This window comes from Paenibacillus sp. MER 99-2, from assembly GCF_023714095.1.
In the GTDB taxonomy this organism is placed as follows: Bacteria; Bacillota; Bacilli; order Paenibacillales; family Paenibacillaceae; genus Paenibacillus.
On record NZ_JAMAUZ010000001.1, the window covers coordinates 1,442,093 to 1,463,897 of the forward strand.

Annotated in this window: 13 protein-coding genes and 1 pseudogene; 11 read left to right on the forward strand and 3 right to left on the reverse strand. The window is 45.3% G+C overall.

What is annotated here, in order from left to right:
* Nucleotides 1-4: 4 nt before the first annotated feature.
* Nucleotides 5-862, reverse strand: coding sequence for an AraC family transcriptional regulator (locus M3636_RS06540; protein ID WP_128101874.1), 858 nt, complete (start codon nucleotides 860-862; stop codon nucleotides 5-7).
* Nucleotides 863-1,019: 157 nt separating this feature from the next.
* Here M3636_RS06540 and M3636_RS06545 point away from each other — a divergent pair, with 157 nt between their 5' ends.
* The 8 genes and pseudogenes from M3636_RS06545 (at nucleotide 1,020) to M3636_RS06580 (ending at nucleotide 14,786) form a co-directional block, all read left to right on the forward strand.
* Nucleotides 1,020-3,014 carry a hypothetical protein gene (locus M3636_RS06545; protein ID WP_251381639.1) on the forward strand — a complete coding sequence of 665 codons (1,995 nt, stop codon included), beginning with the start codon at nucleotides 1,020-1,022 and terminating at the stop codon, nucleotides 3,012-3,014.
* Nucleotides 3,015-3,152: 138 nt separating this feature from the next.
* On the forward strand, nucleotides 3,153-5,480 hold the full coding sequence (locus M3636_RS06550) for a glycosyl hydrolase family 95 catalytic domain-containing protein (RefSeq protein ID WP_251381641.1): 2,328 nt from the start codon (nucleotides 3,153-3,155) through the stop codon (nucleotides 5,478-5,480).
* A gap of 491 nt (nucleotides 5,481-5,971) precedes the next feature.
* Nucleotides 5,972-7,537, forward strand: a complete 1,566-nt coding sequence (locus tag M3636_RS06555; RefSeq protein WP_251381643.1) for a response regulator — start codon at nucleotides 5,972-5,974, stop codon at nucleotides 7,535-7,537.
* 20 nt (nucleotides 7,538-7,557) lie between these two features.
* Complete coding sequence (locus M3636_RS06560) at nucleotides 7,558-9,273, forward strand: sensor histidine kinase (protein ID WP_251381645.1); 1,716 nt, start codon at nucleotides 7,558-7,560, stop codon at nucleotides 9,271-9,273.
* A gap of 120 nt (nucleotides 9,274-9,393) precedes the next feature.
* Complete coding sequence (locus M3636_RS06565) at nucleotides 9,394-11,055, forward strand: ABC transporter substrate-binding protein (RefSeq protein WP_251381647.1); 1,662 nt, start codon at nucleotides 9,394-9,396, stop codon at nucleotides 11,053-11,055.
* Nucleotides 11,056-11,095: 40 nt separating this feature from the next.
* A pseudogene (locus tag M3636_RS06570) lies at nucleotides 11,096-12,771 on the forward strand (ABC transporter substrate-binding protein).
* Nucleotides 12,772-12,908: 137 nt separating this feature from the next.
* Complete coding sequence (locus M3636_RS06575) at nucleotides 12,909-13,850, forward strand: ABC transporter permease (protein ID WP_128104450.1); 942 nt, start codon at nucleotides 12,909-12,911, stop codon at nucleotides 13,848-13,850.
* A 15-nt stretch (nucleotides 13,851-13,865) separates the two neighbouring features.
* Entirely contained in the window at nucleotides 13,866-14,786 is a 921-nt protein-coding gene (locus M3636_RS06580; RefSeq protein ID WP_128101879.1) for a carbohydrate ABC transporter permease, read from the forward strand.
* 308 nt (nucleotides 14,787-15,094) lie between these two features.
* On the opposite strand, the gene M3636_RS06585 is transcribed toward M3636_RS06580, so the two are convergent.
* Together M3636_RS06585 and M3636_RS06590 are read right to left on the reverse strand one after the other, a co-directional pair.
* Nucleotides 15,095-15,862 (reverse strand): sulfite exporter TauE/SafE family protein, encoded by a 768-nt coding sequence (locus M3636_RS06585; protein WP_251381648.1) that lies wholly within the window; start codon nucleotides 15,860-15,862, stop codon nucleotides 15,095-15,097.
* The gene (locus tag M3636_RS06590; RefSeq protein ID WP_251381650.1) at nucleotides 15,849-17,324 is read right to left on the reverse strand and encodes a carboxylesterase/lipase family protein; all 1,476 of its coding nucleotides are present in this window, start codon (nucleotides 17,322-17,324) and stop codon (nucleotides 15,849-15,851) included. Before M3636_RS06590 ends, M3636_RS06585 begins: the two co-directional genes overlap by 14 nt.
* 141 nt (nucleotides 17,325-17,465) lie before the next feature.
* Here M3636_RS06590 and M3636_RS06595 point away from each other — a divergent pair, with 141 nt between their 5' ends.
* The 3 genes from M3636_RS06595 (at nucleotide 17,466) to M3636_RS06605 (ending at nucleotide 21,795) form a co-directional block, all read left to right on the forward strand.
* Entirely contained in the window at nucleotides 17,466-18,356 is an 891-nt protein-coding gene (locus tag M3636_RS06595; protein ID WP_145407734.1) for a LysR family transcriptional regulator, read from the forward strand.
* A gap of 102 nt (nucleotides 18,357-18,458) precedes the next feature.
* A complete protein-coding gene (locus M3636_RS06600) occupies nucleotides 18,459-20,720 on the forward strand; it encodes a glycoside hydrolase family 3 N-terminal domain-containing protein (RefSeq protein ID WP_251381652.1) in 2,262 nt (753 codons plus the stop codon).
* A gap of 325 nt (nucleotides 20,721-21,045) precedes the next feature.
* Nucleotides 21,046-21,795: an FCD domain-containing protein gene (locus M3636_RS06605; protein WP_251381654.1), complete on the forward strand. Its 750-nt coding sequence runs from the start codon at nucleotides 21,046-21,048 to the stop codon at nucleotides 21,793-21,795.
* Nucleotides 21,796-21,805 lie beyond the last annotated feature (10 nt).

Genomic DNA, 21,805 nt, shown 5'->3' on the forward strand with positions numbered 1-21,805 from the left:
AGCCTTAATGTTCAGTATTACACCCGTTACGGATATATCTACCTGGTGAGATCCCAACCAGCTTAGTGAAACTGCGAATGAAATTGGCATAGTCACCAAACCCGGACTGATAACATGCTTCTGTGATACTCATGCCTTCACCTAAGTAGTATTTCGATAACTCAATACGCCGACTGAGAATGTAAGCTCGAATGGTGAGTCCCGTATGCTTGTTAAACTGCCGACTGATATAACTGCTATTGGTGTATAGAGCCTCGGACAAATGTGTGAGTGTAAGCTTTCCCGCCAGGTTGCTCTCAATATAGTCCATCGTTCTTCGAACCAATTCGGGCATGATGTCCGTTGGAACAAAATCTGTATGTTGAAAGGCACGATTAGTCATTAGAAGCAGTTGGGAAATCAAAACATTTTCCATAATATCTGCACCATAGTCATCCGAAGCTAATGCCTGTTCTAGCTTGTTCGTTAATTGCAGCAACTGCTGTAACTCATCGTTTTTCAAATGTACAATGTTTCCTTTACCCTTGGGACGATAATCAAAGCAAGCAGATAGATTCGTTGTTGCTGTGGACAATCGGCTTAAATAGGGCTTCTTCAGATTAATAGTAATTCGTTCATATTCGTTCTTGTCGAGCGCGAAGGAGCGATGCATCTCCTCTAGGTTTAGCACAATCAGATCGCCGGGCTGAAGATGATAACAGCGATTCTCAATGTAGAAATTCACGTTGCCACGAAGGAACACATACAGCTCATATGCATTATGTCGGTGATAGAATGTACCCATATTATGTGTGGTGACGCGGTGTAAATATAACAGATTCGTCTGAATGGGATCGTATAGGTATTCCGTGGATTCAGACATCTATGACACAACCTCCTTGTCGTTTGGCGCAATAAATATTGCGATGTATGCAATGAAAATGCAAACCTGAACCTATAAAATGTAACCATCCTAGCACTGAAAATTCAAATATGCAAGCGTTTTCTAAAATTCAGACCTAATGACATGATTGGAGGACATGATGGAACTAATCATTAGTGCAAGAAGCAGAAGACAGGAAAATACGGAGTATAGAACCCTGGACAAGCATATGCTTAGAGCTGATATCGACGTAGTTAGTGGAAAGGGAACGGCTGAAGATCCCTGGCAAGCGCATATCCTTATAAGCAATGAAGGAAGCAAGGCTTGGTCAGGAGTGATTCATGTTGAGTTGCCATTCAAAAAGCATCAACCGTGGTTCTTTTTACCTGCATTTATGTATGGTCGTAATCGTGGGGAAGCCCCGCAAAATGTCCCAAATGAATTTCCGAGGCTTCGAGAAGGTAATCCGTCTCGTCCTTCATCCTCATGGTGGATGGTTCGAAGTGATCGTCTATCCCATCCCGCTGCACTTGTCTATGATGAGGGTCAGATATTTGGCCTCAGCGCAAGCCCTTATTGGATAAAAAATCCTTCAAGTGGTCAAAGGCAACAGTGGTACCCTGGGCAGAAAGGGATGTTTGTACAGTACGGTGGATTCACATGCTCCATTGACAAAGGCAGGATTGGATATACGTTAGGATATGAAAATGCCCCATTACACTTTATCAAATCAAGGCTTGTTCATGAGCGTGCTCCTTTGGAGGAGAATTGCTTTGAATTGTTGGCAGGAGAGTCGGTGGAATGTGTTCTTGAGTTATATCATTACGAGGCGTCATCTGAGCTAGGGATTAATGTTGCGATGGAATCGATCTACAACCGTTATCATGAAGCTCCGAGAGAAGGAAGTGACATGCAGACAACCGTGTCGGATTTATCCCATGCGATCTATGAATGCGCCTATCTTCCAGAGGATCGTCAGTACTCCACCTTCGTATATGAAGACGCTGAAACTGGAGGTTACCGATACAACAAAATCATCTCGATTAGTTGGACTAATGGGATGACAATCGCTACACCGATGTTGCTGGCTGCACTTCGGCAGGATGATGAGCTGATGCGTCAACAGGCGTTGTCCTGCATTACGAATATTATGGATAACGCCATGAACCCCGAATCAGGCTTTCCTTACGATGCCTATCAGGACGGCGTATGGAGCATAAAGGGATGGTGGTTCGATGGGATGCGAACTCCAGGACATTCTTCATATCTCGTAGCACAGGCAATGTTCTACATTCTCAAATGTTACGATTACGAAAAGCGCCTTCGTAACCATAGACATGAGGATTGGCTTGTTTATGTGAAACAGGTACTAGATCGTCTAGAGCGTACGAAGAATACGGATGGTGAGTATCCTACAATTTTGTCAGAACGGACAGGAGCAGGGCTGGAATATGATGCGTTTAGTGGTGCCTGGTGTCTCGCTGCTATGTCGTATTATAGCTGGATAACTGAAGATGTATCTTACTTGGAAGAACTTAAACGGAGCGAAGCCCATTATTACGATACCTATGTGAAACATATGGAATGTTACGGTGCTCCACTGGATGCAGATAAGTCAGTTGATTCAGAAGGTATTCTGGCTTATATCAAGGCTGTTCGTTACCTGCATGCATTAACTGGAGACCCACAATTCCTTGATCATATGAGAGATGCAATCAGCTATGAGTTCAGCTTCAAGTTTAGTTATAACTCACCTGTCCAGATTCCACCACTTAGTACATTGGGATGGTCTAGTTCGGGTGGAAGTGTGACTTCGGTAGCCAATCCTCACATTCATCCGATGTCCAGCAATCTGGTGGATGAGCTTTTGTATTATGTTCAGCAGCGTGAAGATGGCTATGTGCACCAACGGATGATGGATACGGTTGGTTGGGGATGTCAGACTTATAATCGGCATGATGGAGAATACGGATATGGCAAAAAAGGCTGGATGTCCGAGCGCTTCTGTCACTCGCAAGGACTGGTTACGGAGAAATACGCGGACGGCTCGCCTGCCAGCACTTGGTTTTGCCTGATGCCATGGGCGAGCGGATCTGTCATTGAGGGACTGGTTGGCGATTACTGGGATTACGCAATGCAGATTAAGAGGTAATGTTGTTTTTCAGCTAAACGGGTTAGGATCGTACATCTTTATGTTCGTTTTCTTCATTTCGTTCAACTACTGGTAGGAATACACTGAAACAGTAATGAAAGAAACGTATATATTCTTGAGTTCCTTTGGAGGTATGAGATGAATTCGAACAAAGTCTGGTTTGATCAACCTGCTGATATATGGGAAGAGGCTTTCCCTATAGGAAACGGTACCTTGGGTGGAATGGTTTTTGGGAAGACACATATGGAACGGGTTCAGTTAAACGAAGATAGCCTATGGTATGGTGGACCCATGGAGCGGAACAATCCGCTAACCCTTGAATCACTGGAAAAGATACGAAGTCTCGTTTTTGCTGGGGAGATGCGTAAAGCAGAGGAACTCGCAGCGGTTGCTTTGGTAGGTGTACCTGATGGACAGCGGCATTATGAGCCATTAGGCGATCTATACATCGCAATGAACCATGGCGAGGCTGAGGCGTCTCATTATGAAAGGCATCTTGATCTTGACCAAGGTACGGTATGCGTTGAATACTCGGCTGGTGAGGTGAAACATCGGCGTGAATACTTTGCAAGTTTTCCTGATCAGGTCATGGCTATCCGACTAACCTCAAGTGTCCCGGGTGAACTAGCTTTCTCCACCTTGTTCGGTAGAGGAACAGTGCTGAAGCCAAACCAATGGTCGGATACGTTGAGACATCCCGTTGGTTTTCAGGCGTATCTGGATCGAATTGAACAGTTTGGTAGTCAAGATGTAGTCATCCGCGGTAGAAGTGGCGGGGAAGACGGTGTGCGATTCTGCTGTGCCATTCGGATCGTGCCGGTGGGTGGACAGGTTCAATATGCGAGCGGCCAGCTTTCTCTCACCAATGCAACCGCGGCAACCGTTCTAATCGCAGCCTGCACAGACTTTCGCTTTACGAAGGAAGAACTGGCAGACGAGTGTATTCGCAGACTAGATGCAGCCACGGCCAAATCATATGACCAGTTGCGCTTAGACCATGTTAAGGATTATCAATTGTTATTCAAACGGATGGATATCAACCTTGCAGGTGAGGGAGATAACTCGACCTCTGCCACACTTCCAATGAATCAGCGGTTGGAACAACTTAGAACAGGGGGAGACGACCCTGAGCTGGTGAGTCTATATTTTCAATTCGGTCGATACCTGCTTATCTCCAGCAGTCGGCCGGGTTCGTTACCAACCAATCTACAGGGGATATGGAACCAAGACATGCTGCCGATCTGGGATAGTAAATATACGATAAATATTAATACACAAATGAACTACTGGCCTGCGGAGAGCTGCAATCTCTCTGAGTGCCATACCCCGTTGTTCGACTTTATTGAAAGGTTGCATGTTCGGGGCAAGGAAACCGCTAAAATGATGTATGGATGCGAAGGGTTCGTGGCTCATCACAATTCGGATATCTGGGCAGACACCGCACCCCAGGATGTATGCGTGACTTCTACGTTCTGGACGATGGGGGGAGCTTGGTTATCATTACATCTATGGGATCACTACGATTACACAGGCGACAAGAAATTTCTGCAACAGGTGTACCCAGTAATGAAGGATGCGGCACAGTTCATTCTGGATTACCTCGTGGAAGATCCAAGTGGACAGTTGGTAATCTGCCCATCATCTTCACCCGAGAATCGCTATGTGTTAGCAAGTGGAGAATCGGGAGCGTTATGCTACGGTGCCTCCATGGACAATCAGATCATTCGAGAGCTGTTTACACATTGCATTACAAGTACACGGATTTTGCAGGAAGATCATGAATTTGGTGAAACGCTGCAAGTAGCGTTAACTCGAATTCCAGAGATCGCAATCGGTAAACATGGGCAGATCCAGGAGTGGAGCTTGGATTATGACGAAGTGGAGCCGGGTCACAGGCACATATCTCATTTGTTCGCCCTCCATCCTGGGTCACAGATTACGCCTGGAGCTACACCGGAATTAGCCAAAGCTGCTCGGATAACGTTAGATCGCAGGCTGGAGCATGGCGGTGGGCATACGGGCTGGAGCAGAGCCTGGATTCTGAATATGTGGGCAAGACTAGAGCAGGCAGAACTGGCTCATGATAATGTGCTGGAACTGCTCCGTTCATCGACGTTACCCAATCTGTTCTGTAATCATCCTCCGTTTCAAATTGACGGGAATTTTGGAGGCACCGCTGGTATAGCAGAGATGCTTCTCCAGAGTCATGGCGGAGGCCTGCGATTATTGCCTGCTCTCCCTGACGCTTGGTCAAAAGGTTCGATTCGCGGCCTGCGAGCGAGGGGCGGATTCGAAGTTGATCTGGAATGGGAACATGGAAAACTGGTACATGCCAGAATACAAGCAGACCAGCCATGTCAAGTTGTTGTTTCTTACCGGGAACAGCAAGTGGAATTTAATGTTCCTGAATCAGGGTATACCATCTTACTGCAAGGTCTAGATTGGAACATAGCTACACCGAAATGAAAATGGCTGCATCGATGAGCTGCTGTATCACATTGTACCCAGTTTCGAGAACGTTGTACTTTCATGACAAAAATGTGCTAGCCATCCTGATCTAATGGTGAAAGCTCTGTCTGGTTTCATTCAGCATTATTACGAGAATAGTTATACGTCGTTGGCTCATTTGGGTCAGCGACTTTTTTTCATGCTCAGAAGCTTTCTGCACCTCATTTCAATGATTGCAATGTGCCAGTTCAAATGTTCCGTTGTCGTTTCGCGCAATAAACTTATTAATCCGTGCAATGAAATTGCTTACATTAAGCTATAAAATGTAAGCAATCTGGCACATCTAGCTAGAATTTTGCAATGTACCGAGGATATAAAGCTCAATCGCGGAAAATGGGCTGTGTCCTTATTCATCATAGTGTGCAGAAGGAACCTTACTGGCTTCCACCCGCCGAGAGAGAACATGCGCTGGCGGTTTATTTTCGTTGAAGAGAAAGGGGACGAAATACATGTTAAAGGTTCTGCTAGTGGACGATGAAATGTTTGTTCGGAAGGGGATGCATGAACTGATTGACTGGCATGCCCTCGGCATGGAGATTACCGGGGAAGCTGAGAACGGTTTGGAAGCATTACAAATGGCGGAATGTTTGCGGCCTGACGTCATCATTACGGATATTCGAATGCCTGTTCTAGATGGGCTGGAGCTGATCCGTGCTATCGAACAACTGCCCAATCTGGAGCCGGTATTCATCATCATAAGTGGATATCATGACTTCAAGTATGCACAGCAGGCCATCAAGTATGGGGTCCATGATTACATTCTTAAGCCGATTGATGATGAAGAAATGACAGCAACATTACAGAAATCAGCGGATATGATCCAGAGCAAAAGAAAGCATGCATTCTTAGCAGAGGAACAAGCCAGCACAATTATGCTTGAGGACATCATCAAAGGTAAGGTGCAGAAGCAGCAGGAGCATCGGTACACCGAGGTATTAGGGATTCAGCCGCAGGATGATCTGATGATGATTTTGATGGAACCGCAGTCGGGTCTACAAGAAAGAAAAGTTAATGTCCAGCGAGTGCGTGAGGTGTTACAGGTGCTGGAGGATGAGTTCTTCAGAGTGTTCGTTATGGAGCAGAGAAACAGGCTTGTCCTCATGCTTATATGGAAGGAGAATAACCGCAAGAGCATTGTGGAAGATAAGCTGAACTGTATTCACAAAAAGCTAAGTGAAAGTTTAAAAGTAGATATCGGACTGTATGCAGGCACACTCGTGAACGAATTAAATGATGTTCCAAGGTCGTATGGTGAGGCGGAAGAAGCAATTCGTCACAAGTATGCTGAACATAGCGGAGTTGTAAGATATATGGATATTAAGGAAAAACCGTTATATGTGTTCAACGTGAATCAAGATGAAATTGAACCTCTGATCCTAAGTTTGGAAGAGAGAAGTCAGGCTGCCTGTCTTCAAATAGTGAATGACATGTTCACGCAATTCCATGTGCGCCGGTTTTCCCCTCAAGCCGTTGCAGGTTCAATACTGCGATGTACCACAGCGATTCTTGCTGTAGTCCATGAGATGGGCGGGGATGACCAAGGACTGCAGCGGTTAAAGGAATTGGCACAGCAAAGTCATGAGGGATGGAATTTACGCCTGCTTCAAGACGCTTTCTTGGTCGCGCTAGAGGAGGCAGAGGAATACATTGCACAATTACGGAAAGAGCAGTCCAAAGGAGATATTAGCAAAATCAAGCGTTATATTGACTCGCATTATACGGAGAATATTAGCCTTAAAAGTATCGCTGCGCTGTTCTATGTGAACCCGGTCTACCTTGGACGTCTATTTCGCAAAAGTTACGATCTTTATTTCAATGAGTATCTGCTTGAACTACGTATTCAGGAAGCGAAGAAGCTCCTACGTCAGACAGATCTAAGAATGTATGAGGTAGCTGCGCGCGTAGGATTTCAGAATGCAGATTATTTCGTAACACAATTCGAGAAGATTGTCGCCATGTCACCTACCTCATATCGGAATTTTATCAAAGAAACCAGTCAGCGAGGTGCACAATGATCAGGTGGAACCTGAATTACATGAAACTTCGGGACAAGCTGCTGCTCATGTATGTACTGTCTGTGTTCATTCCCATCGTTGTTACAAACGTTGTCTTCTACAATGTGACTACCGCCAATATACGCAGCCAGAAAACGCGTGATGCAGGAGTCGCCTTGAACAATCTGAAAAATGATCTGCGTGTAACGATAGATCAAGGCGTAGGCTTGTCTTATTCGTTGTATGCTGACCCTGTGTTCAATGACACACTTTCCCGTACATTCCGTAGTCATTTTGAATATATTGATGCTTACAATTCATATCTACAAGGAGAATTTTCCGGTAAATTGATTGAAGGAATTCGCTGGTATCAAGTATATACGGATAACCCTACCGTACTATCTTCAGGATATATTGACCGCTTGACCGACAGCGTCCGCAGCACGAATTGGTACCAGCAGTTTCAGAACCATTCCGCTCCTTATCCAGCATTGATTGCAACGGATCAAATGTTAAGTCTGGTGCAGCGGCTGGACAATCTGGATACCGGCGGGATAGAACAGCTTCTCAAAATTGACATGAATATGGATCTCATCAAAGATCATTTTCGCAATAGTGGTTTTGACGGGGACGTATATCTGCTTGATCCGGGAGGGCGCATCCGTTTCTCGAACGATGCTCAAACAATAGATCCCCAATTAGGGGAGCTGTACAGCAAAATCCAGTTTCCGAACAAAACAATTCAATTTGAACGTACATTCACAGGCATTAACTATTTGGAGGGCTGGTCCCTGCAAGGTGTCATGGATGAAGAAATTGTACTACGTGAGGTGCGTAAATCCCGTGCATTCGTCGTTTGGCTGGCTTGCATCAATTTTGTGTTGCCTACAATTATCATCGCAGCGATGTCCAGATCCATTCATGTCAGACTCGTACGAATTCTTAAACATATGAAAAAAGTGAAAACGCAGAAATTCCAGATGATTCCGCCTGAAAACGCCAGGGATGAAATAGGTCAACTTACGATGGAATTCAATCGGATGACCGAGACAATCCGTAATCTCATTGATGAAGTTTACCTAGCGGATATACAGAAGAAAGATCTGGAGCTGAAGCAACAGCAAGCGCAGCTTCACGCGCTCCATAGCCAGATTAATCCCCACTTCCTGTTCAATACACTTGAATCCGTTCGAATGCGAAGTCTGATCAAGGGCGAGAAGGAAACAGCCAAAATGGTGCACCACATGGCAAAAATGTTCCGAAAATCCATCAGTTGGAACCAGCATGATGTGACGGTGAAGGAAGAATTGGAGCTGATCGAGAGTTTCCTGCAAATTCAGAAGTACCGCTTTGGCGAAAAGCTTCACTATCGTATTGAAGCAGATCCGTCCACACTCATGTATCGCATTCCCAAGATGGTCATTCTTCCATTTGTTGAAAATGCAAGTATTCACGGGATTGAATCAAGCCCGGACGAAGGTTTTATTGAACTGCTTGTTACTGCTAAGCATGATCGGCTTCATATCTCACTGCAGGATAACGGGATAGGCATGTCTCCTGCTAGGTTGGAGGAACTGCTGAGTTATCTGGATCAGAACACAGATATGGGTGAACATGTTGGCATGAAGAATGCGTATAGCCGGTTGAAACTATGCTACAAGGACGATTTTTCATTCCATATTCAGACATGGGAAGGAGAAGGCACACATATTGAAATTACGCTGCCACTTGATCCAGACAGCATTTGGGACGAGTGAAGAAGCTGAATATACTTTTCTAAGCAGAAGGTACATTTTCATGGGTAACTTTGAAAGCGCTATCTTGATATATTGAGAGTGCCACAGACACTAAGACTATTCAAAGGGGGCATCTGCTGCATGTTTAGAAAAAAAACACTGATCACAGGCTTGGCTATCCTGCTTGCGGTCACAATTGCGGGCTGTAACAAAGCCAGTCCGGAAGCTACATCCCCAGACAGCAATGACAACTCACCAGTTACGTTCAAATATTTCACGTTTGGCGGGGGCAAGAAGGACATCCTGGCTAGTAGTACAACGATTGGTAAGAAGCTTCAGGAACAAACAGGCGTAGATTGGAAAATGGAATATCTGGTGGGCGACAGTGCGACGAAGGCCGGCGTCATGATTGCAAGTGGTGATTATCCAGACATTATCGACTCTAGTGGTGAAATGGCGAAATTGATGGATGCAGGGGCATTCATTCCTCTGGATGACCTAATTGAACAGTACGGACCTAATATCAAACGAGTCTATGGCCCTGATATGGACAAATTCAGACAAGAGGATGGTCAAATCTACTTCTTCCCATATACCGCTAACATTGGGTATGTATCTGAGCCTAATTTCCAAACGGGTTTCTACATCCAGCGTGCCGTGCTCAAAGAATTCAACTATCCCAAAATCAAGACATTGGACGAATATTTTGACTTAATTGAACAATACAAGCAGAAGTATCCTCAGATTGACGGCAAGGACACCATTGGCTTCGCTACTCTTGCCGGTGAACCTAGCAGCTTCTTCACCTTGCAAAACCCGGCGATGCACCTGGCTGGTTATCCGAATGATGGCAGCGTGATGGTGGATATTAACAGTCACGAAGCGAAGCTCGTCGCAGGTTCTGATTATCAGAAACAATGGATTCAGAAGCTCAGCGAAGTTAACGCCCAGGGGATGTTCGATCCAGAATCATTCACAATGAACCGAGATCAATACCTTGCTAAATTGACGTCAGGTCGGGTACTTGGGTACTTCAGTTATTCCTGGCAGGTTGGCGATGCCACGAGCAATCTCAAGAAGGCTGGCATGGATGACAAACGGTACGTGGCACTTCCAATCGTATTCGATAACAACGTTAAGGATCAGTATATTGATCCCCCGGGCTTTGTGAACAATTACGGTATCGGGATCACTGTGAATGCGAAAGATCCGGTACGGATTATCAAGTATTTTGACAACCTGCTTAAGGAAGAGAATCAGATCCTCGTACAGTGGGGTGTTCAAGATGAGACGTATAGCGTGAATGATGAAGGACGTTTCTACTTTGAGAATGAGGAGCAGCGCAAATACCACGAGGATCCTGAAATGAGCCAGAAATTTGGCTTTGACTATTTCAATTACAGCTGGCCACGGTATGGTAATAACTCTTTGTTAGAGGATGGAAATGCCTATGGTCCGGGGAATCAGCCCGAAGTAGCTACGTTCAGTTATACCGATGGTGACAAACTGCTGCTAGAGAAGTACGGCGTAGAAACATTTGCTGAGTTGTTCAGTACACCGGATGAACGACCTTGGTCGCCTGCATGGTCCATTGCTCTGGAGCAGGGCTCACCTGAACAGATCTTTATTACTAAGGCAGATGATCTACAGAAGAAATATTTACCTAAAATGATTATGGAATCGCCTTCAAGCTTTGATAACACGTGGAATGAATATATAGGGCAATTGAATCAATTGGACAAAAAAACATACGAAGACACGATAACGCAAGCAGTGAAGGATCGTGTAGCAGGCAAATGGTAATCGAAGCCATTTAGACCACACGAACGGGGGAAATTCACATATGGTGAAACCAAAATTGAAAACGGCAGGTTTAGCCGTTGTACTCATGGCTTTGCTGGCTGGATGCAGCCAGAACAATTCGTCTTCCTCACCTTCAACGCCACTGAGGATGATAACAGTCCAGTCACATTCTCATATTACATGTTCTCTCCAGGCAAGAAGGATACATTGGCAAGTGAAACAAGGATTGGTAAAGAGTTGCAAGAGCAGACGGGCGTGGACTTCAAGATGGAATACCTTGTCGGTGACAGTGCTACAAAAGCAGGGGTGATGATCGCCAGTGGAGATTACCCAGATGTCATCAGCTCCAGTGGGGAAATGTCCAAGTTATTGGATGCAGGAGCCTACATTCCTTTGGATGATCTCATTGAACAATATGGACCGAATATTAAGAGAGTATATGGACCGTATTTTGACAAAATGAGAAATGCAGAGGATGGAAAAATCTATGCGCTACCGTATACAGCCAATCAAGGCGAATACTCTGGTAATCCGAACGTAGGCGGCGGGGCGTTCTGGATTCAGCGTTCAGTGCTCAAGGAGTTCAACTATCCCAAGATCACTACGTTGGATGAATACTTTGATCTAATCGAGGATTACAAAGAGAAGCATCCAACGGTTGATGGCGCGGAGACCATTGGATTTGTATCACTCGCCGGCGTAGCCAATAACTTCTTCACCTTGCAAAATCCAGCCATGCATCTAGCCGGATATCCGAACGATGGTAGCGTTATGGTCAATATGGATACGCATGAAGCAAAAGTGGTTGCTGGAACCGATGAACAGAAAAAATGGGTTGAGAAGCTGAACGAAATTAATGCCAAAGGCATGCTTGATCCAGAATCATTCACAATGAACAAAGACCAATACTTAGCGAAGCTGACTTCAGGCCGTGTTCTTGGTTACTTTAATTACGGTTGGCAGATCGGAGACGCAAGTAAAAACCTGCTCTCGGCAGGCATTGATGAGAAACGTTATGCACCGCTCCCGATTGTGTTTGATGAAGGGATCAAAGATCAATATATCGACCCGCCTGGGTTCGTAAACAATTATGCAACTGGCATCACGGTCAATGCGAAAGATCCGGTTCGTATTATCCAGTATTTCGATAACTTGCTCAAAGAAGAGAATCAGATCCTGGTACAGTGGGGGATCAAAGACGAGACGTATAGTGTCGATGAGAATGGACGATTCTATTATGCCAATGACGATCAGCGCAAAGCTCATGATGATCTAGAGCTGAGCCGCCAATTCGGATTCACCTATTTTGGCACAGACTGGCCGCGTTATGGTGGTGAATCTACACTTTCAGATGGAAACGCATACAGCCCAGGTAACCAGCCTGAGGTAGCCGCAGCTTCATACACAGAAGGGGATAAGAAATTCCTCGATGCCTACGGCATCCAAACGTTTAGTGAATTGTTTAACAAGCCTGAAGAACGGCCTTGGTTCCCTGCGTGGTCCATTGCACTGGAGCAAGGCTCACCTGAACAGATCTTCACGACCAAATCAGATGATCTCCAGCGCAAATATTTACCGGAAATGATTCTGGGATCACCAGCGAACTTCAGCAAACTGTGGGATACCTACATGGCAGAGCTGAGCAAACTGGACAAAGCTGGCTATGAAGCAACGATTACGAGAATTGTACAGGATCGAGTAGCTGGCAAATGGTAAAAGGTACGCTGTAAACAAACTGTTACATGCGCGGGAGAAGAAGAGAGAATCGAATATCAGTCTTGTCTCGCGCATGAATAACAGCATAGGAAAGGAGCAGGTTCAACGTGGAGAAACCTAATGTCCCCCTTCAGTCAATGCCTCCGGCTTCAGAACCGAAGGGAATAAAAGCAAATTCGTTCTTTAAACGGCTTATACAACAACGAACACTCGCCTTAATGTGCATACCATTTGTCATATGGGCTTTTATTTTCAAGTATCTGCCATTATGGGGATGGACCATGGCTTTTCAGAATTTCAAACCAGCCAGATCCTTCTCGGATCAGCAATGGGTAGGATGGCATCATTTCAGTATATTGTTCGAGGACAATACGTTCTACCGAGTGCTGCGCAATACGCTGGTGATGAGTTCAATCAAACTTGTACTTGGATTCGTGACAGCGATTACGCTGGCTCTTTTGTTAAATGAGCTGAAAAACGTAATTTTTAAGCGTTTTGTGCAAACGGTCAGTTATTTGCCACACTTTATTTCTTGGGTAGTCGCTTCCAGCATTGTACTCACCGTCCTGTCACCAGATGGTATTATCAATCTGCTTCTTACGAAGCTGCATCTCATTGATAGCCCAATCTTGTGGATGGGGAAAGGCGAGTACTTCTGGGGTATTCTAGGGGCAACAGAAGTGTGGAAGGACGTTGGCTGGAATACAATCATTTATTTGGCGGCAATCACAGCCATTGACCCTGCTCAATATGAAGCTGCCGAGATTGATGGAGCTAGTCGATTCAAACGGATGTTATATATCACATTGCCCGGCTTGAAACCCGTTATTGTCATCTTGTTGATTATGAACATGGGAAGCATTCTCGAGTCTGGATTCGAACCACAATATTTGCTGGGTAACGGAATGAACATGGACTATTCGGAGAACCTGGATATCTTTGTACTGAAATATGGTTTGGGAATGGGGAACTTTTCCTTGGGTACAGCCGCAGGCATCTTCAAAACCGTAGTCAGCTTCATCTTCCTCTTCTCCGCGAACTTTATAGCGAAAAAAATGGGAGAAAGCAGATTATTCTAAAAGGAGGCCTATGCCATGCGAAAAGGAAAAGCGTCCCGTTTGCGCAATAGCAGCACAGGGGATCGGGCGTTTGACACCATAAACATTACCTTCATGGTGTGCCTGATGATCGTTACCATCTATCCATTTATTAATATGATTGCCGTATCCTTTAACGATGCCAATGATGCGATCCGTGGTGGAATCTATCTGTGGCCACGGGTGTGGACATTGGACAATTATAAGTATATTTTCGGTGAATCCGATATCTATCACGCGACGCTAATTTCGGCACTGCGGACAGTGATTGGAACGGTGGTATCCGTGTTCTGTACAGCGATGTTGGCTTACACGGTCAGTCGCCAAGAGTTTGTGCTTCGCAAGTTTGTTACGATGTTCTTTGTATTCACGATGTACTTTAGTGGGGGATTGATCCCGGGATATCTGTTAATCCGTGATCTTGGGCTCATTGGTTCGTTCTGGGTGTATATCATTCCGGGTGTGATCGGTGTATTCAATATGATCGTCATTCGATCCTTTATTGAGGGACTTCCTGAAGGTATTCTAGAGTCCGCGCGAATTGACGGAGCAGGGGAGTTTACGACCTTTATCCGGGTGGTCCTTCCATTGACAATTCCGGCGATGGCAACTGTGTCGCTCTTTGTGGCGGTGGGACAATGGAACTCTTGGTTTGATGTATTCCTGTACAACTCATCGAATAAAGAACTTAGCACCTTGCAGTACGAATTAATGAAAATTTTGCAAACGTCAACAACTGCAGCTACTGCAACGGCAAGTGATGCGTATCAGTCTGCCGAGAGCAGTGGGACAGCGGTTACGCCTACATCCATTCGAGCGACGATGACGATCATTGCGAGTGTTCCTATACTCATGGTCTATCCGTTCCTGCAAAAGTATTTTGTACAAGGTATGACCATTGGTGGTGTAAAAGGATAAATAAAAGCCTGCTGTACTCTTCTAAGTTTGGTAGAGAACACAGCAGGCTTTTTCGCTGTTCAAAGATATTGATTGTATCTATACTGTGCAAGGACAATCGCTCATCTAGCGCATTTTGACTTGTTTTCAATAAGCGGATACATTGATACAATTGATTTGGAATAAGATGTTAATTTTTAGAAATTCCCTAGTCAATGGTAATGCATAATACCAAGTCATTATTTTAGGTTATATGTAATGTTATAGAGATTGTTATGCCCCCACTTATTAAGATCCATTGACTTGTGTCAATGGATCTTTCGTTTGGATTACAGCCACAGTATCGTAGCTCCAATCATGGGGGTGATCACCATACTTGTTTTTAACCACAGTGCAGGTACGCGTTTCGTAAATTTGGCTCCTACATATGAACCGGACATGGTTCCAATCACAACAGCCAGCAGCAATTGCAGATCGAGGTAGCCAATTTTCATATAACCCGCACCACCCGCTAGTGCAATCGGAATGATTACCAGCATCGTTGTACCTGCGGCATATCGCATCGACATCCCCAGCAGCAGCATGAGACCCAATTGGATAAATGGCGTGGAGCCAATACCGAATAATCCGGATAACATGCCAGTGACTAGACCGATCAGAATGGCATAGAACCAGTACCGCAATCCGCTGGTCTGTGTGGAAGGCTGTTCTGTAGTTATCGCTTTACGTCGGGAGACGAGAACTAACCTTAACCATAAGGCAAGCCCTGATGCAAAGAGCATAATGGAGGTCAACATACCCAGCCGATCTTCAGGAATGAAGGAAGACCAGCCAGAACTAACCCATGCACCTGCTGCTCCTGACAGCCCTACGATGGCGCCTGTTTTTAAAACGGCATTTCCCTCCCGATAATGGCTAATAGAGCCAGACAGAGAAGAGAAAAACATCGCTGCCAATGCAGTTCCCAATGCGACATGAATCGGATATCCAAAAACGACGGTGAGAATGGAGATAATGAATCCAGAACCTCCAGCACCGACAAAACCCAAAAGAAGACCAAGCACAATCATAACGAGTGTAATATTAATCAGTAACATGTGACATTCTCCAGACTTGATGATGAATACCCATACCTATAGGTAGTGGTGGATTGACCTGCACGTAACTAACCTCATCGAGCAACATCGTACTGCGATAATGCATATACATGGGCCATTCAGGAAGGGCATTTCCATTGGGATCTCCCTCCTGGATAAAGGATAACCAAGATTTTCGCATATTACGTGCAAGTTTATATTGTTCTGGTGGTACCGAATGGGGATCATCGGAAGCACGGAACACAGGTGGTGGATCGCTTAATTGAATAAGGCTGCCTTCATAGCCGTGTGTTGCTCCCAAGACTCCGCCACTGCGTAATTGATACATCCATACAGGATTTCCAGCAGCACTTAAAGCCTCGGCGAATTGGATTGCTCCAATGGTATATAAATGCTCCGTTAGTACGGTAGACCAGGCTTTTTCTGCCGGCATCTTACTGCTATAAGATTGATACGTTTCCGAGACGACAGCGGCATTTAGTCCAAAAAAATGCTCTAAAACTGCCGGATCTGGAGACTGTAACGCCCGGTCATTGTGGATAAATATCGCTGATTCATCTTCATTGGTTCCTATCAGGAGAGGTGGTTTCTTGTCATGAGCAGTTAAATACGTCATTGGTTGTAAGGGAATAACAGATCCATCTGCGACAGGGCCAAACATATGAAGACTGCGGGAGGTGTCAGAACCAACTGCGCACTGTGCTTCAATTAATTGTTCAAAGGGCAGCTCAAGCAATTGAGTTGGATCGTTCAAAATATCCAATTGCTCCATAATCCGACGGGTGGTTACATGCGCCGTGACTGTATCCCGGATGGCCTGAGTTGCACCACTTTGGGCTATAGCTCTATTGAATAATCCATGCGCTCGCTCCATCGTATATAATGTAGCGATACATTTGGCTCCGGCAGACGCTCCCATAATCGTAACCTGTGACGGATCACCGCCAAAAGCGGAGATATTCCGCTGAACCCATTGTAATGCAAATACAATATCAAGCATGCCGTTGTTGCCTGAAGTGTTGTAGCCCTCGCCGAGAATATCTCCTAGGTGCATAAATCCTAACAAACCAAGTCGATAATTAATGGATACATACACCAATCCATCTTCAACCACATATCGTGAGCCGTCACTGTCTGCTCCAGTGCCTGTTGTAAATCCGCCACCATGGATGGACAGAAGAACAGGCTTCAACTGATCTACAGCACCTGAAGTCCACACGTTCAGATTCAAGCAATCCTCGGATTGCACAAGCCCCTGAGCTTGAAGGTGTTCGTCCTTACGCTGAGGAGCGATGAAGCCAGGATGACTGCATTCTCTAATATCTGACCACGGGATTGCCGGTTCTGGAGGCTTGAATCTACCTTTTCCACCGGTTGAGGCGGCATAAGGTATACCACGAAATGCATATATCCCTTTGCAGTCCATTCCGCGCACTTTGCCTGATTCTGTATGTACAATCAAGGGTAACAGCTCCTTTCCAGTTGCTGTGAATCATTATATCTTGTTTCAATCATAATCTGTAATATATATTAATCTATAATATACATAACCAATACGTTATGGAAATGGATCGAATAATGTGATTGAAGGGACGTGGACAACATGGACTTGCTTCAGCTCCAATATTTTCAGACGGTAGCACGCATACAGCATATGACCCAAGCAGCCCATCATCTGCATATTTCTCAACCGGCACTTAGCAAGATGATTGCTTTGCTGGAAGCTGAACTGGGTACCAAGCTCTTTGATCGTAAACACAAGGGCATACGATTAAATGAGCACGGCGAATTATTTTTGCAACAGGTAGATATTGCTCTTAGGGCTTTGGAAGATGGCAAATTGCAATTGCAGGATCTCAAAGGTTCAGCTTCATCTTTCGTGGCCTTCGATGTGCGAGTCGCTTCACACCTACTGCCAGATATATTGTCCGATTTTTGTGCGCAATGCCCCAATGCTGAGTTCAAGTTGCTTCAACATGCTTCGTCGCACATAGGTGTAGCGGATTATGATCTTTGTCTGTCTGATGGAGTTTCACTTTCCGATGATACACATTCCGTTACAATCCTGCGAGAAGAGATATATGTTGCTGTTCCGGCTTCGCATGCTTTCGCAGCTCGTGGACAGATTGCCATTAAAGAACTGCGTGATGAAAGCTTCATCATGCTTCCACCTGGTAAGTCGTTACGGGAGACAACCGATGCCTTCTGCCGGCTTGCAGGATTTACGCCCAAGGTTCGGTTTGTGAGTGATGATCCGGCAACGGTTCGTGGACTTATACGTGCAGGACAAGGGGTTGCTTTTTTCCCAGCTATTACATGGGGTGGTTCAAGCGGTTCAGAGGTGACATTATTACGGCTTGAAGAAAGCTGGAGCTACCGTTCAATCTCGCTGTCATGGCCGCAAAATCGTTATTTGACTCATACAGTCAAACAGTTTCGCGAATTTATTATAAACTACTTTGCCAGATTGGAAGACCTGCATCGTGTCCAGTAATCTGCACGTTTGTTGAACTAATAATCAAATGTAAGAGCAACAAAATATGTACACATAGCGTCTAAATATGATGAATAGAACAGCAACAGGAGTGAAAACCAGATGTTTGTAAAATGTATGACACTACTTAGTACGATTCTTGGTTCTATGCTCATATGGGCAGGAAACGCGGGTGCAGAATCACGATTTACCGATTTACAGTATTCCAAATGGGCAGAGGACGGCATTCAATATATGGCTGAACGCGGGACAGTAGCGGGCTACGGTAACGGAATATTTCAGCCGGAGAAGTCTGTAACGAGGGCGCAAGCTGTTACCTTTATGGTACGAGAGTTATATGCAGACGAGCTTCAGCGGCCTGTACAAGGTGGCACTTATTCGGATGTTCCAACGACACATCCTTTTTATCGCGAGATTACGATAGCTGCCAAGAATGGGTTGGCAAGCGGGTTCCCAGATGGTAACTTCCGTCCTAATGCACCGATTAGCCGTGCTGAAACGGCAGCATTTCTTACGCGAGCCTATCCTTTGGAAGAAGGGAAGCAATCCGCAAATTGGACTGACACGGGGTCTCATTGGGCAGCTGCACCGATTCTTATGTTGAGTTCCAATGGCCTGGTCGGCGGATACGCAGATGGAACCTATCGGCCGAATCGATCAGTTACACGCGCTGAGTATGCCGTATTTATGTCGCGTGTTATCCGCTTTGAGCGTGAACAAGCTATACAGGCTCAGGACTGGGATAAGTTGATTTCGTATATGACGTTAAGCGAACAGGTTGGTCAGATGCTCATGCCAGACATTAGGCAATGGAATGGTAAAGTCACGACGACGGTTCATGAAGGTCTGAAGCGGAATATCCATGATCAGGATCTGGGTGGACTAATTCTTTTTGACAAAAATATAGTGGATGCCCGGCAGGTTGCTACGTTTACACATGATCTGCAGGCAGAAGCAGGTGACATTCCGCTATTTCTTGGTATTGATCAAGAAGGCGGCGTCATTAAAAGAATTCCAGGCGGTACGAATCTGCCGGGACAGATGGCGCTTGGTGCAACCGGAAATACAGCGCTAGCTGAATCTGCGGCTCAATTGACAGGAGAAGAGCTGAAGGCGCTAGGCATCCAGGTTAATTTTGCACCTGTTCTCGATATTAACAGCAATCCGGACAATCCCATTATCGGGATACGTTCATTTGGCTCGAATGCTGATTTGGTGACAAGACTTGGTCTTGCCATGATTAAAGGTTTGAAGGAATCAGGTGTCATCGCTGCAGTGAAGCATTTTCCAGGTCATGGGGACACAGCAGTGGATTCTCATCTGGGCATGCCTGTGTTGACACATCAGCGTGAACGACTTGATGCCGTTGAACTGAAGCCGTTCAGAGAAGCTATTAACAATGGGGTCGATATGATCATGACCGCACACATTGCGTTCCCTGCGATCGATAATGAGCAAATGACTTCTCTGAAGGACGGCCAAAAAGTACCGGTACCCGCTACATTATCCAAGAAGGTACTCACGGGTCTGCTTCGGGATGAACTCGGATATGATGGATTGATCATCTCGGATGCTTTTACGATGAAGGGAATCGCTGAGCATTTTGGAGAGAATAAGGCGGTAGAGCGAGCAGTTTCCGCTGGAGTTGACATTATTCTTATGCCCCAAGATTCTGCAGCAGCCCATCAGACACTATTAAACGCAGTGATGAAGGGCACGATTCCGAAAGAAACCATTGAAGCGTCTGTCACGCGAATTTTGGAAGCCAAATCCCAATACGGACTATTTGAACGCAGTCAGTCACTTTCGGTCAAACTTGCACAATTGAACCGGGTTATCGGATCTGATCAGCATCGCGTCGTGGAACGGGACATTGCAGAGAAAGCAGTTACCGTCTTGGCAAGTCGAGAAGGGAAGCATGTTGATTCGATAACTAAAGGTGATCAGGTTGTGATTGTCGCAGCGGATGAACAGCAGGCACAGCAGCTTGAGAGACAGCTCCAACAATCGGCAAATAACCTGTCAATCAAAACAGGCATATCCGTAATACGTCAAGGGAATTCACAGGCAATTCTTCAAGCCCTCGCTAAAGCCGATTACGTGATTCTTGCTTCCTATCAATTCCGTAATGTGGCAAGTGAGTTTGGCTGGAGTGACTATCAAGTCTTGACCGATGACATGAACAGGCGTAATCAGCGATATACATTGTTGTCCCTTGGTAACCCCTACGAGACGATCCATCTGAAGAACGTACGCTCAGCCTTGGCAGTATACGGGAAACAGGAGCCTAATACGTTAGCAGGAATCAAGGTGTTGCTTGGTCAACTTGAGGCTGGTGGTAAGCTACCAGTGGAAATTAAATAAAATAGTCTCGTTCGCTTCATTGAACAGTAATCCAAGATAATAAATAATAATCTGAGATTTAAGCAAGTTAAATAAAATAAAAATAAGCCTAGTGATTACGCTGCAAATCAGCTTCAGGCTGAAATCATAAACCGCGCTCAGCGCGGTTTATTTTTGCTTTCAAAAGAGAAGTTATTCTCAACCAAGGTAGTGATAACATCCATTACTACAAATAATGATTACTAATTAAATTATAATTATTGAAAAATTTAGGAGATGGCATTATAATCTTGCTAATCATCAGTGAGTAACAGTAATTGGAAGAGAGTTTAAGGGAGGGGATCAGATGTCTCTTGAATTATTAGAGTTAGAGCTAGAGTATGAATTGCTGAAGCAGCTTCATGAGGCCAGTACGCCAATTGGTGCAAGCACGCTCGTACATACACTTGGCAAGAGCCATAACCTGAGTCAGGCTACGATTGGTAGAAGACTCATGGAGTTGGATGTTGACGGATATACCCTACTACAAGGGCGTAAAGGAAGAGTGTTGACAGAAGCAGGTCAAGAACGGATGAAGACACTAGAACGTGAACTGCAGCAAAAAAGTGTAAACATGCGTTTTATCCAGATGTTAAATCACTCAGGTGAAAAAGCACTGCTAGACGTTCTTGTGGCAAGAAGAGCGCTTGAGAGGGAGATTGCTTCATTGGCAGCTGAGCGTGCGACGAAGGAATATATTGAACTGATGAAAGAGTCGATCGCGGTACAGAATCGCATGCTCGCAGATAATATGATTCCTTATGAAGAAGATAGAGAGTTTCATAGACTTCTGGCTTATGCAGCTCAGAACCAGATTTTGCTGCATGCCGTCGAGTTGGTATGGGAGACCAGTCGTGATTTCTTAGAAACAGCGTATATTCGGCGAACCGTTGGAAGCGAACTCGTTGTAGACCACCAGGAAATATTGGAGGCTGTGGCTTCCCGTTCACCTGAGCGAGCTGAGGCAGCCATGGTCAACCATATTAACCAGATGATCGAAGACGTCAAGCGATACTTTGCGATGAGAAACAAAATACAACCGAAGGACACGGTTTAAAAAGGAGCTG